The 15,376-nt window shown below is 70.2% G+C and carries 2 protein-coding genes (1 of these 2 running past the window's edge); both read right to left on the reverse strand.

Annotated elements, in window-relative coordinates; all coding sequences use genetic code 11:
* Positions 1-1,263, reverse strand: a complete 1,263-nt coding sequence (locus tag BFF77_RS09950; protein ID WP_245703340.1) for a type I polyketide synthase — start codon at positions 1,261-1,263, stop codon at positions 1-3.
* A protein-coding gene (locus BFF77_RS36735; protein WP_066946525.1) for a type I polyketide synthase crosses the window boundary here: on the reverse strand, positions 1,173-15,376 show its end. Its footprint extends 18,067 nt past the window's final position; 14,204 of the gene's 32,271 nt are visible here — the last part of the coding sequence; its start codon lies beyond the right edge, outside the window; the stop codon is at positions 1,173-1,175. Before BFF77_RS36735 ends, BFF77_RS09950 begins: the two co-directional genes overlap by 91 nt.

Genomic DNA, 15,376 nt, shown 5'->3' on the forward strand with positions numbered 1-15,376 from the left:
TCAGGACAAACCCAGTTCGTCGTCGAGAAGCGCGAACACGTCGTCGTCCGACGCCGCGTCGAGATCGAACTCGCCCGTGCCGTCCGCAGGTTCGCGGCGCAGCGCCGCCCACTTCGTCCTCAGCACCTCGATCCGTCCGGCGACATGCTTGAACTCCTGTGCGTCGACGGTCAGTTCCGCGATCGCCTTCTCCAACTGGTCGAGCCCGGCGAGTACGGAGCCGGTCCCGGTGACCTCCTCCGTGACGAGCTGGGAGTGGAGATGGTCCACGACATCGGCCGCCGTGGGGTGGTCGAACAGGAGGGTGGCGGGCAGGCGCAGTCCGGTCGCGGCGTTGAGCCGGTTCCTGAAGTCCACCGCCGTCAGCGAGTCGAAGCCGAGTTCCTGGAACTGGCGCGTGGCCCCGATCGCCGTCCCGTCCGTGTGTCCGAGCACCACGGCGGCCTGGTCCCGTACCAGTTTCAGCAGTACCTCACGGCGCTCCTCGTCGGTCAGCCCGGTCAGCCGTCGTGCGAGCGTGTCCGCCGCCCGCGGAGCGGCCGTGGCCGTGGCGGACCGCCGGGAGGTCGTACGGATGAGGCTCCGGAGCAGCGGCGGGATCTCACCCCGGGCGGCCCGCAGGGCCGGCAGGTCCAGCTGTACGGGGACCATCAGCGCCCGGGTGCCGGTGGCCACCGCGTCGAAGAGCTCCACGCCCCGGGCGGCGGGGAGCGGCGGCATGCCCGAGCGCGCCAGCCGTCGCATGTCCGCCTCGGACACGGTGCCGGTCATCCCGCCCGACCCCTCCCACGGACCCCATGCCAGCGATACGCCGGGCAGACCCTCGTCCGCGCGGTGCGCCATCAGCGCGTCCAGGAAGGTGTTGGCGGCGGCGTAGTTGCCCTGGCCCGCACCGCCGAACACACCGGCCACGGACGAGAACACGACGAACGCGGTGAGATCGAGGTCCCGCGTCAGTTCGTGCAGATGCCAGGCGGCGTCGGCCTTGGGACGCAGGACGGTGTCCAGCCGCTCGGGTGTCAGCGAGCCGATGGTGCCGTCGTCCAGCACACCCGCCGCGTGCACCACGGCCGTCACCGGATGCTCGGCGGGCACCGCGGCCAGTACGCCGGCCAGCGCGGCGCGGTCGGCGACATCACAGGCGGCGGCGGTCACCTCGGCCCCGAGGCCGGTCAACTCGTGGACGAGGTCCTGGGCACCCTCGGCGCCGATGCCTCGGCGGCTGAGCAACAGCAGCCTCCGTACGCCGCGCTCCGCGACCAGGTGCCGGGCGAGGACTGCGCCGAGCCCGCCGGTTCCACCGGTGAGGAGGACTGTGCCGCCTCGCTCCCAGGTGGCCGGGGTGACGGGGGTGGACGCGCCGGCCGGAGTGGCGGGGCGGTCGGGTCGGTCGAGTAGGTCGGGTCGGTCAGGGAGGACGCGTCGGTCGGGGCATCCTCCGTGACCGGGGCCGGGAGGGGTGCGCGTTCGAGCCTCGCGGCCCTGATCTCGCGCCCCCGGAGCACCAGTTGGGGTTCGTCCGAGCCGAGAGCTTCCCCGAGACGGGTGAGGCCGTCGAGGGCGGGCGCCGTATCCCCGGAACCGGCCGCCGGGCCGAGATCGAGCAGGGCGAAGCAGCCCGGATTCTCCGACTGCGCCGACCGCACCAGGCCCCAGACGGCAGCCGCCGCAAGATCGGACACACCGCCGCCGTCCACCGCCACCGCGCACCGGGTGACGAACAGCAGACGCGATCCGGCGAACCGGACCTCGGTCGCCCAGTGCCGCACCTGCTCCAGCGTCCTGGCCAGGACGGCGCGTACGGATCCGGGCACGGCATCGCCACCGGAAGCCGCATCGGCCGTCTCACCGCGCACCGGAACCAGCACCACATCCGGCACCGGGCCGTCCGCCGCCGCGAGCGACGCCAGATCGTCGTACGCCTCGACACTCGGGCCCGACGCGGTGACAGCGCCGGCGAGCCCGAAATGGTCCGGCCCGACGAGGGCCACCACCCCGGGCACGGCCGAACCGGCTGTGACGGGGATCCACTCCACCGCGAACAGCGCGTCCGTGCCGCTTCCCTCGGACGGGGGCAACTGCTCGCCGGACACGGCCCGTACGAGCAGCGAGTCGACGGAGGCGACCGGGGCCCCGGAGGTGTCCGCGACCGCGATCGACACCGCGTCCTTGCCTCCGGACGGAGCGATCCGTACCCGTAGAGCGGAAGCGCCCGTCGCGTGCAGCGAGACGCCCTCCCACGAGAACGGCAGACCTCCGGTGCCCTCCTGGCCGTCATCGGCGAGCAGGGACGCGTGCAGGGCCGAGTCGAGGAGGGCCGGATGCAGACCGTACTCCCCCGCCTCGCTGCCCTCGGGCAGGCTCACCTCGGCGAAGATCTCACCGTCGCGACGCCACGCGGCTCGGAGCCCTTGGAACACCGGTCCGTACGCGAAACCGAACTGCGCGAACCGCTCGTAGCAGCCGTCGAGTTCCAGCGCCTCGGCGCCCCTCGGCGGCCACACCGTGGCGTCGAAGCCGGTGTGCGCCGTCCCGGTACCGCCGATGGGGCCGCCGGTGCTCAGCGTGCCCGTGGCATGCTGCGTCCACGGCGCGTCGACGGCATCCTCGGGCCGTGAGTAGATGCCCAGCGTGCGACGGCCCGACCCGTCGGGAGTGCCTACGGCGACCTGTACCTGTACGGCCCCGCGCTCGGGCAGGACCAGCGGTGCCGCGAGCGTCAGCTCCTCGACCCGGTCGCCGCCCACCTCGTCACCCGCTCGGACAGCCAGCTCCAGCAGGGCGGTCCCGGGCAGCAGGGTCCGGCCCATCACCCTGTGGTCGGCGAGCCATGGATGCGACTGCACGGAGAGCCGACCGGTGAACAACACGCCTTGACCGGAGGCCAGTTCGACGGCCGCGCCCAGCAGCGGATGCCCGGCGGAACCGAGCCCCGCCGCGCGCATGTCACCGGCTCCGGACAGCGAGGCGGCCGGCCAGAACCACTGGTGCTGGAAGGCGTATGTGGGCAACTCCACCCGCCGCGCACCGGTTCCGGCGAAGAACCGGCCCCAGTCCACCGTCACACCGCGCGTATGCAGCTGAGCCAGCGCGGTGAGAGCGGTCAGCTCCTCGTCCCGGTTCCTGCGGAGGATCGGTACGGTCACGGCCGCTTCCGGCGCGCACTCCTGAGCCATGGCGGACAGAACCCCGTCGGGACCCAGCTCCAGGAAGGCGGTCACGCCTTGCTCGGCCAGAGTCCGTACGCCGTCGGCGAAGCGGACGGCCTCGCGGACATGCCGTACCCAGTACTCCGGAGAACACAGCTCATCGGCCGACGCGAGCCCGCCCGTCAGATTCGACACCACCGGAATACGAGGCGCCCGGAACACCAGCCCCTCCACAACCGCTCGGAACTCCGCCAGCATCGGATCCATCAGCGGCGAATGGAACGCGTGCGACACCCGAAGACGACTCGACTTCCGTCCCAGGGCCTCCAGTTGGGTCGCCACCTCCAGGACCGCGCCCTCCGCGCCGGAGATCACCACCGAGGACGGACCATTGACCGCCGCGATCGACACCCGGTCCGAGAGATACGAGGCGACCTCGTCCTCGGTGGCCTGGACCGCGAGCATCGCACCACCGGCCGGCAACGCCTGCATCAGGGATCCACGGGCCACGACAAGAGCGCAGGCGTCCTCCAGCGAGAGGACACCGGCCACATGGGCGGCGGCGATCTCACCGATCGAATGGCCCGCCACGAAGTCGGGCCTGATGCCCCACGACTCGACCAGCCGGAACAGCGCCACCTCGATCGCGAACAGCGCGGGCTGCGTGACGGCCGTCCCATTCAGCGCTTCGGCGTCCTCGCCCCAGATCACATCCCTCAGCGACCCGCCCAACTGGCCGTCCAGCACAGTCAGTACCGAGTCGAACGCCTCCGCGAACACCGGGAATCGCCCGTACAGCTCACGGCCCATACCGAGCCGCTGCGAACCCTGACCCGAGAACAGCACCGCCGACTTCCCGCCGGCGACCGAGCCCGAGACCGCCAATGGATCCGGTTCACCGGCGGCCACCGCCGCCAGCGCACGCGCCGCATCAGCGGAGCCGGCCGCCAGCACCACCGCACGATGCTCGAACGCCGAACGACCCGTCGCCAACGAGAACCCGACATCCACCGGCCGCACGTCCGGCCGTGCCTCCACCAACGACAACAAACGCGCCGCCTGCCCCCGCAACGCCTCCGGCGTCCTGCCCGAAAGCACCCAGGGAACCGTCACCGCTTCGGCCGGGTTCTCCGTGGACGTCCCTGCCTCGGTCTCGGTGACGACCGTCGGCTGCTCAAGGATGACGTGAGCGTTTGTACCGCTGATGCCGAACGACGAGATACCGGCACGCCGTACATGGTCCGCCTCGGGCCATACGGTCTGCTCGGTGAGCAGTTCCACCGCGCCCGCCTGCCAGTCCACATGCGACGACGGCGCGTCAACGTGAAGCGTCCGAGGCAGAACCCCGTGCCGCATCGCCATCACCATCTTGATCACGCCAGCCACACCAGCAGCCGCCTGCGTATGCCCGATGTTCGACTTCACCGACCCGAGAAGCAGTGGACGCTCCGGATCGCGGTCACGCCCGTACGTCGCCAGCAACGCCTGCGCCTCGATCGGATCACCCAACGTGGTCCCCGTGCCGTGCGCCTCCACGACATCCACATCACCCGCAGACAACCCACCACTCGCAAGCGCCTGCCGGATCACCCGCTGCTGCGACGGACCATTCGGAGCCGTCAGACCATTCGACGCACCATCCTGATTCACCGCAGACCCACGCAACAACGCAAGCACCTCATGACCACGACGCCGCGCATCCGACAACCGCTCCAGCACCACCACACCCACACCCTCCGACCAGCCCACACCATCAGCCGAATCCGAGAACGCCTTGCACCGACCATCAGGCGACAACCCACGCTGACGCGAAAACTCCACAAACGTCCCAGGAGTCGACATCACCGTCACACCACCCGCCAACGCCAACGAGCACTCACCGCCCCGCAACGCCTGAGCGGCCAGATGCATCGCGACGAGCGACGACGAACACGCCGTGTCCACCGTCACCGCGGGACCTTCGAAACCGAAGGTGTACGACACCCGGCCCGAGGCCACGCTGCCCGCACTGCCCTGGCCCTGATGGCCCTCGAACTCCTTGCCGTTCAGCGTCGTTCCGTAGTCGCTGTACATCACCCCCGCGAACACGCCCGTCTGGCTGTCGCGCAGTGAGTGCGGGTCGATACCGGCCCGCTCGATCGCCTCCCACGACGCCTCCAGCAGCAACCGCTGCTGCGAATCCGTCGCCAACGCCTCACGCGGCGACATACCGAAGAACACCGGATCGAAATCGCCTGCGCTCTGGAGGAATCCGCCCGAGCGGGTGTACGACGTACCGGCGTGGTCCGGGTCCGGGTGGTAGAGCGACTCCACGTCCCAGCCACGATTGGCCGGGAACTCGGAGATCGCGTCCGTGCCCTCGGTGACCAGCCGCCACAGATCCTCCGGCGACGCCACCCCGCCCGGGAACCGGCAGCTCATCCCCACGACCACGATCGGATCGTCCGCTGTCGACGGCAGAAGCCGGAGCGGGACAGACGCCTCGGTCTCGGCCTCGCTCCCGAACAGCTCGTCGCGTAGATGGTCCGCCAGAGCCGTCGCGGTCGGGTAGTCGAAGATCAGCGTGGCGGTGAGGCGCAGGCCGGTGACCGTACTCAGCCGGTTACGCAGTTCGATCGCCGTCAGCGAGTCGAAGCCCAGGTCCCGGAACTGGGATACGGCGTCGACGGCTCCACCGTCGGCGTGTCCGAGCACCAGGGCGACCTGACTCCGCACGAGATCCAGAAGGGCTTCCCGTCGCTCCACGGCGGTGAGTCCGGCCAGCCGAGCGATCAGACCGGTCGCGGTGGCCGATCCGGTCACCGCGCTCCGGCGCGAACGTGCCGGGATCAACGCCCTGAGTACGGACGGTACTTCGCCCTGCGCGCGGAGCGCGGGAAGATCCAGCCGTACGGGGACGAGAGCCGTCAGGCCCGTGGCGAGCGCGGCATCGAAGAGCGCCACACCCTGGTCGACGGAGAGCGGTGGCATGCCCGAGCGCGCCAACCTCCGCATGTCCGACTCGGTGACAGCGCCCGTCATACCGCCGCCCGTCATACCGCCGCCGGTCATGCCTCCGATCCGGTCCCAGGGGCCCCAGGCCAGCGATACGCCCGGCAGGCCCTCGGCCCTTCGGCGTTCGACCAGTGCGTCGAGGAAGGTGTTCGCGGCGGCATAGTTGGCCTGCCCGGCGCCGCCGAGGAGACCCGCCACGGAGGAGAAGACGACAAACGCGGCGAGGCCGAGATCTTGGGTCAGTTCGTGCAGATGCCAGGCCGCGTCGGCCTTGGGGCGCAGCACGGCGTCGATCCGCTCGGCCGTCAGCGAGCCGACAGTGCCGTCGTCCAGCACGCCCGCCGTATGGATCACGGCCGTCAGCGGATGCTCGGCCGACACCGACGCCAACAGCCCGGCCAGCGCCTCCCGGTCCGCCGCGTCGCACGCGGCAACCGTCACCTGGGCACCGTACAAAGTGAGTTCGGCGACCAGTTCGGCCGCGCCGGGGGCCTCAGTACCTCGTCGGCTCGCCAACAGCAGGCGGCGGACTCCTCGTTCGGTGACCAGATGCCGCGCGAACACACCGCCCAGGCCGCCTGTGCCGCCGGTGATCAGTACCGTACCGTCGGGGTCCCAGACCGGGCCCGTACCGCCGTCGGCAGCGGCCTCGACATCGGTAGCGGGAGCGGTGGCGGCCTCGATATCGGCGCCCGAGGGGACGGTCGTACGGACAAGGCGTCCGGCGGAGATCTCACCGTCACGGATCAGCAGGGCGGGCTCGTCCATACCGAGCGCGTGCGGCAGCGCGGTGAGCGACGCCGTGCCGGAGTCGAGATCCAGCAGCCCGAAGGAGCCCGGGTTCTCCGTCTGCGCGGAACGTACGAGGCCCCAGACGGAGGCCGCCGCCACATCGACGGCACGGGCCTCACCATCGCCGCCCTCGCCGGTGCCCCCGACCGCGCCCCGGGTGACGAACACCAGCCGGGAGTCCGCGAACCGCTGCTCGGCCAGCCACTCCTGTACCAGGGCCAGCGCGCTCGCCGTCAGCGTGTGCGCGGACTCCACGACCTGGCCGTCGGAATCGCCCGCAAGTCCCACCAGTCCCACCAGGACGGTGTCCGGCACCGGCCCCTCCCCCGTCGCCAGCGACGCGAGATCGTCGTATGTCCCGACCAGGAGACCCGGTCCCGCCAGCGGTTCGGCGAGATCCAGCACGTCGGCCCCGAGGACGGCGACCGACGGCGGGACGTCCGGAGCAGGGGCCACAGGGGCCCAGGCAAGCTGGAACAGTGCGTTGGTGGCAAGGATCCCGATGTCACCGAGCCCGTCGCTCGACACGGCTCGTACCAGGAGCGAGTCGACGGAGGCCACCGGAGCGCCGGAGGTGTCCGCGACCGCGATCGACACGGCGTCCTTGCCGCCGGCCGGTGCGATCCGTACACGCAGCACCGAGGCACCGGTCGCGAACAGCGACACGCCCTCCCACGAGAACGGCAGACCTCCGCCTTCCCGCGCGCTGTCGCCCGCCAGGAGCGAGGCGTGCAGGGCGGAGTCGAGCAGCGCCGGGTGCAGACCGTACGCTCCCGCCTCGGTGCCCTCGGGCAGGCTCACCTCGGCGAAGATCTCACCGTCACGGCGCCAGGCGGCACGAAGACCCTGGAAGACCGGACCGTACACGAAGCCGATCTCCGCCAACCGCTCGTAGCAGCCGTCGAGTTCCAGCGCCTCGGCGCCCCTCGGCGGCCACACCGTGGCGTCGAAGCCGGTGGCCGGCTCCTGGACGCCGACGGCCAGTGCGCCCGTCGCGTGCTGTGTCCACGGCACGTCAGCGGCGCCCTCGGGCCGGGAGTGGATGGTGACCGTACGCCGGCCCTTGTCGTCGGCGGCGCCGACCCGTACCTGTGTCTGAACCGCGCCACGCGCCGGCAGTGTGAGCGGCGCCGCGAGCGTCAGCTCCTCCACCCGGTCGCAGCCGACCTCGTCGCCCGCCCGGAACGCCAGCTCCAGCAGAGCGGTTCCCGGCAGCAGCACCCGGCCCATCACCACATGATCGGCGAGCCATGGATGTGTTCCGACCGAGAGACGGCCGGTGAAGAGCATTCCCTCGCCCTCGGCCAGTTCGACCGCGGCGCCCAGCAACGGATGTCCGGCCGGGCCCAGGCCCGCGGCCCGCATGTCGCCCGTTCCGCCGAGCGGACCGGTCGGCCAGAACCACTGGTGCTGGAAGGCGTACGTGGGCAACTCCACCCGCCGCGCACCGGTTCCGACGAAGAACCGGCCCCAGTCCACCGTCACACCATGCGTGTGCAACTGAGCCAGCGCGGTGACGGCGGCCAGCTCCTCCGGCCTGTCCTTCCGGAGGACCGGCACCACAGCGGCGGCGTCTCCCGCGCCCTCCCGCACGAGAGCGGAGAGCACGCCGTCCGGGCCCAGCTCCACGAAGGCCGCGACACCTTGCGCCGTGAGCGTGGTGACGCCGTCGGCGAAGCGGACGGCCTCGCGGACATGCCGTACCCAGTACTCCGGAGAGCACAGCTCCTCGGCCGACGCGAGCCCGCCCGTCAGATTCGACACCACCGGAATACGAGGAGGCTGGAAGGCCAGCCCTTCGGCCACCGTACGGAACTCGTCCAGCATGGGGTCCATCAGCGGCGAGTGGAACGCGTGCGAGACCCGAAGGCGGTTGGTTTTACGTCCCTGGTCCGCCAGCCGGACGGCCAGCTCCAGGACGGCGTCCTCGTCACCGGAGATGACCACGGAGGACGGACCATTGACCGCTGCGATCGACACCCGGTCCGAGAGACAGGGGACGATCTCGTCCTCGGTGGCCTGGACGGCGACCATCGCACCACCGGCCGGAAGCGCCTGCATCAACAAGCCCCGCGCGACCACCAGACGACAGGCATCCTCCAACGAGAACACACCCGCCACATGAGCCGCGGCGATCTCGCCAATCGAATGGCCCGCCACGAAGTCGGGCCTGATGCCCCACGACTCCACCAACCGGAACAGCGCCACCTCGATCGCGAACAACGCGGGCTGAGTGGAGGCCGTCTCATTCAGCGCTTCGATGTCCTCGCCCCAGATCACCTCACGGAGCGAACGGCCCAACTGGCCTTCCAGCGAGGTGAGTACGGCATCGAACGCCTCGGCGAAGACGCGGAACCGACCGTACAGCTCACGCCCCATACCCAGCCGCTGCGAACCCTGACCCGAGAACAGCACCGCCGACCTCCCACCGGCGACCGAACCCGAGACCGCCAACGGATCCGGTTCACCGGCGGCCACCGCCACCAGCGCACGCGCCGCATCAGCGGAGCCGGCCGCCAGCACCACCGCACGATGCTCGAACACCGAACGACCCGTCGCCAACGAGAACCCGACATCCACCGGCCGCACGTCCGGCCGAGCCTCCACCAACGACAACAAACGCGCCGCCTGACCCCGCAACGCCTCCGGCGTCCTACCCGAAAGCACCCAGGGAACCGTCACCGCTTCGGCCGGGTTCTCCGTGGGAGTCTGCGTCGCCACCGTCTCGGGCACTTCCGACGGCTGCTCCAGAATGACATGCGCGTTCGTGCCACTGATACCGAAGGACGACACCCCCGCGCGCCGTACGCGGCCTTCCTCCGGCCATACGGTCTGCTCGGTCAGCAGCTCGACCGCGCCCGCCGACCAGTCCACGTGCGACGACGGCTCGGTCACATGCAGTGTCCGCGGCACCGTCCCGTGCCGCATCGCCATCACCATCTTGATGACACCCGCCACACCAGCAGCCGCCTGCGTATGCCCGATGTTCGACTTCACCGAACCCAGCAGCAACGGACGCTCCGGATCACGGTCACGCCCGTATGTCGCCAGCAACGCCTGCGCCTCGATCGGATCACCAAGAGTGGTCCCCGTGCCGTGCGCCTCCACGACATCCACATCACCCGCAGACAACCCACCACTGGCAAGCGCCTGCCGGATCACCCGCTGCTGCGACGGACCATTCGGCGCCGTCAGACCATTCGACGCACCATCCTGATTCACCGCAGACCCACGCAACAACGCAAGCACCTCATGGCCATTGCGCCGGGCGTCCGACAACCGCTCCAGCACCACCACCCCCACACCCTCCGACCAGCCCACACCATCAGCCGAATCCGAGAACGCCTTGCACCGACCATCAGGCGACAACCCACGCTGACGCGAAAACTCCACAAACGTCCCAGGAGTCGACATCACCGTCACACCACCCGCCAACGCCAACGAGCACTCACCGCTCCGCAACGCCTGCATCGCCCAGTGCATCGCCACCAACGACGACGAACACGCGGTGTCCACCGTCACCGCCGGACCCTCAAGCCCCAGCGTGTACGACACCCGGCCCGAGGCCACACTGCCCGCACTGCCCTGACCCTGGAAGCCCTCGAACTCCTCACCGCTGAGGGTGGTGCCATAGTCGTTGTACATCACCCCGGCGAACACGCCCGTCTGGCTGTCGCGCAGCGATACGGGGTCGATACCCGCCCGCTCGATCGCCTCCCACGAGGTCTCCAGCAGCAACCGCTGCTGCGAATCCGTCGCCAACGCCTCACGCGGCGACATACCGAAGAACGCCGGATCGAACTCCCCAGCCGTATGCAGGAATCCACCCGACCGCGTGTAGGAAGTCCCACTGTGGTCCGGGTCCGGGTCGAACAACGCGTCGACGTCCCATCCGCGATTGACCGGGAAGTCCGAGATCACATCGGTGCCCTCGGTGACCACACGCCACAGATCCTCCGGTGACGCCACACCGCCCGGGAACCGGCAGGCCATGCCGACCAGCACAATCGGATCGTCGGCCACCGGCGGCAGCGACGACACCGGGACGGACGACTCCGGCTCGGAGCCGAGCAGTTCGGCGAGCAGATGGTCCGCCAGCGCCGACAGCGTCGGATAGTCGAAGGCCATCGTGGCCGGCAGACGCAGACCCGTGGCGGTGCCGAGCCGGTTCCGCAGCTCCACCGCCGTCAGCGAGTCGAAGCCGAGGTCACGGAACGCCCGCCCCGAGTCGATGTCGGCACCGCTCGCGTGTCCCAGTACCAGGGCCGCCTGGGCCCGTACGACATCCAGCACCACTTCCTTGCGGTCGGCGGGCTCCAGCGCGCCCAGCCGGCGCACCAGAGCGCCGTCCGCGCCCGAAGCCGCGGTCGCCGTCCGGCGCGACGGTGTCCGCACCAGACCGCGAAGCAGCGCCGGTACGGTGCCCAGGGCACGCAGCACCGGGAGATCGAGCCGTACGGGTACGACGACGGCCTCGCCGGTCGCGAGCGCCGCGTCGAAGAGCGCGAGGCCCTGTTCCACCGGCAGCAGTGGCATACCGGCGTCGGCGGCCCTGCGCACATCCCGCGCGTCAAGTCCGCCGGTCATGCCTGCGACCTGGTCCCACGCACCCCAGGCGAGCGACAGGCCCGGCAGTCCCTCGGCCCGCCGATGGGCGGCGAGCGCGTCCAGAAAGGCGTTGCCCGCCGCGTAGTTGGCCTGTCCGGCGCCCCCGAACGTACCGGCCACCGAGGAGAACACCACGAACGCGGCGAGATCCAGCTCACGAGTCAGCTCGTGCAGATGCCAGGCCGCGTCCGCCTTCGGCCGCAGCACACGGTCCAGCCGCTCCGGGGTGAGCGAACCGATCACACCGTCGTCCAGTACACCCGCCGTGTGGATCACGGCCGTCAGCGGATGCTCGGCCGGCACCGACGCCAGCAGCCCGGCCAGCGCGTCCCGATCGGCCACATCGCACGCGGCGACCGACACATGCGCACCCCGGGCGGTCAGCTCGGCCGCCAGATCCTCGGCACCTTCCGCCGCGGGCCCACGACGACTGGTCAGCAGCAGATGCCGTACGCCCCGCTGACCGATCAGATGACGGGCCAGCACCCCGCCCAGACCGCCCGTGCCGCCGGTGATCAGTACCGTACCTTCGGGATCCCAGGCGGAGCCGACCGTCTCGGACCCGGACCTGAGTTCGGACCTGGCCTCGGTCACGGTCACTCGGGTCAGGCGCCCGGCGCGGATCCCACCGTCACGGACGAGCAGTTGTGGTTCCTCGACACCGAGTACGCGCGGCAGCAACGTCGCCGAGGACTCGGCGGAGTCCAGGTCGACCAGCCCGAAGCAGCCAGGGTTCTCCGTCTGCGCGGAGCGCACCAGGCCCCAGACCGAGGCCGCCGCCACATCCGCGACCTCCTCACCACCTCCGGCGACGGCCCCGGTGGTGACGAACACCAGCCGGGAGCCGGCGAATCGCTCCTCGGCCAGCCACTTCTGCACCAGGGCCAGCGCGTCGGCGGTCAACGCCCGGACGGAGTCGGTGACTTCGGCGCCGTACGCACTGGACACGCCCACCAGCACCGCATCCGGCACCGGGGCCGACCCGGCCGCGAGTGACGTCAGATCCCCGTGCCTGACGAGCTCGACGCCCGTACGTGCCAGTCCTTCGGCGAGCCCGACGACATCCGGGCCGATCAACGCGACCGTACGAACGGCGGATTCGGCCGGCAGCGCCACCGGTACCCATCCCACTCCGAACAGCGCGTCGTGGGTCGCCCCCGCGCTGCCGCCGCTCAGCTGTTCGCCCGAGACGGGCCGTACGCGCAGCGAATCGACGGAGGCAACGGGCCGGCCCGCCGTGTCGGCGACCTCCACCGAGAGTGTGTCGTGACCGGCGGGAGTGATCCGTACGCGAAGTGCCGTGGCGCCCGTCGCGTGCAGGGACACACCCTCCCACGAGAACGGCAGACCTCCGCCTTCTCGGGTGCTGTCACCCGCCAGGAGCGAAGCGTGCAGGGCCGAGTCGAACAGCGCCGGATGCAGACCGTACGCTCCCGCCTCGATACCCTCCGGCAGACTCACCTCGGCGAAGATCTCACCGTCACAACGCCAGACCGCACGAAGACCCTGGAACATCGGACCGTAGACAAAACCGAGCTCCTCGAACCGCTCATAGCAGCCCTCCACCGCCAGCACCTCGGCACCCACGGGCGGCCACACCACGGCATCGAACCCGGTGACCGGCTCATGGGCCCCACTGGCCAGCACACCGGTCGCATGCTGTGTCCACGACGGCTCATCGCCCCCGTCAGGACGGGAATGCACCGTGACCGCACGCCGACCGACCTCATCGGCAACACCGACACGAACCTGCACCTGAACCGCACCCAGCTCAGGCAGCACGAGCGGCGCCGCAAGCGTCAACTCCTCCACCCGGTCACAACCGACCCCGTCACCCGCCCGGAACGCCAACTCCAACAACGCCGTCCCCGGCAACAACACCCGACCCAGCACCACATGATCAGCAAGCCAACCATGCGACCGCACCGACAACCGACCAGTGAGCAACACACCTTCGCCCTCGGCCAGCTCGACCGTCGCACCCAGCAACGGATGCCCGGCCGAGCCCAGGCCCGCCGCTCGCATGTCGCCCGTACCGCCGAGCGGACCGGTCGGCCAGAACCACTGGTGCTGGAAGGCGTACGTGGGCAACTCGACCCGTACCGCACCGGTTCCGGCGAACACGGCCTCCCGTTCCATGGGCACGCCCTGCACATGCAGTCGCGCCCACGCGGTGGCGGCGGCCAGCTCCTCCGGCCTGTCCTTACGCAGAACAGGCACCACAACGGCGTCGTCCCCGGCGGACTCGCGTGCCAGTGCGGAGAGAACGCCGTCCGGGCCCAGCTCCACGAACTTCCTTACGCCTGCTGCGTCCAGGCAGCGCACGCCGTCGGCGAAGCGGACGGCCTCGCGGACATGCCGTACCCAGTACTCCGGAGAGCACAGCTCCTCGGCGGAGGCGAGCCCGCCCGTCAGATTGGACACGACCGGAATACGCGGAGGCTGGAAGGTCAGCCCCTCCACGACCGCCCGGAACTCCCCCAGCATCGGATCCATCAGCGGCGAATGAAACGCATGCGACACCCGAAGACGACTCGACTTACGACCCAAGGCCTCCAGTTGGGCCGCCACCTCCAGGACGGCATCCTCCGCGCCGGAGATCACCACGGAGGACGGACCATTGACCGCCGCGATCGCGACTCCATCGGAGAGATACGGAACAACCTCGTCCTCGGCGGCCTGGACCGCCACCATCGCACCGCCCGCCGGCAATGCCTGCATCAGCAAGCCCCGCGCCACCACCAGACGACAGGCGTCCTCCAACGAGAACACCCCCGCCACGTGGGCGGCGGCGATCTCACCAATCGAATGGCCCGCCACGAAGTCCGGCCGCACACCCCACGACTCCACCAACCGGAACAACGCCACCTCAACCGCGAACAACGCAGGCTGCGCACAGCCCGTCGCGTTCAACGCCGCGGCATCCTCACCCCAGATCACCCCCCGAAGCGACCGGCCACCCAGCTCACGACCCAACTCGCCGTCCAACAAGCCCAGTACGGAATCCAGCCCCTCCGCGAACACCGGGAACCGCCCGTACAACTCACGCCCCATACCCAGCCGCTGCGAACCCTGACCCGAGAACAGCACCGCCGACCTCCCACCGGCGACCGAACCCGAGACCGCCAACGGATCGGACTCCCCCGCAGCCACCGCCGCCAGAGCCCGCACCGCCTCACCGGCATCACCCGCCAGCACCACCGCACGATGATCAAACACCGAACGACCCGTCGCCAACGAGAACCCGACATCCACCGGCCGCAGGTCCGGCCGAGCCTCCACCAACGACAACAAACGCGCCGCCTGACCCCGCAACGCCTCCGACGACCTGCCCGAAAGCACCCACGGCACCACACTCGTCTCGATCACCGAAGCCGGAACATCGCCGCTGCCGACCACCGTTCCCTCAACGACCACAGGCGGCTGCTCAAGAATCACATGCGCGTTCGTCCCACTGATACCGAACGACGACACCCCCGCACGCCGGACACGGTCGACCTCCGGCCACACCGTCTCCCCGGTCAGCAACTCCACCGCACCCGCCGACCAGTCCACATGCGACGACGGCGCGTCAACGTGAAGCGTCCGCGGCACCGTCCCGTGCCGCATCGCCATCACCATCTTGATGACACCCGCGACACCAGCAGCCGCCTGCGTATGCCCGATGTTCGACTTCACCGACCCGAGAAGCAACGGACGCTCCGGATCGCGGTCACGCCCGTACGTCGCCAGCAACGCCTGCGCCTCGATCGGATCACCAAGAGTGGTCCCCGTGCCGTGCGCCTCCACGACATCCACATCACCCGCAGACAACCCACCACTCGCGAGCGCCT

Origin of the sequence: Streptomyces lushanensis (genome assembly GCF_001700515.1) — a bacterium.
Classification (GTDB): domain Bacteria; phylum Actinomycetota; class Actinomycetes; order Streptomycetales; family Streptomycetaceae; genus Streptomyces; species Streptomyces lushanensis.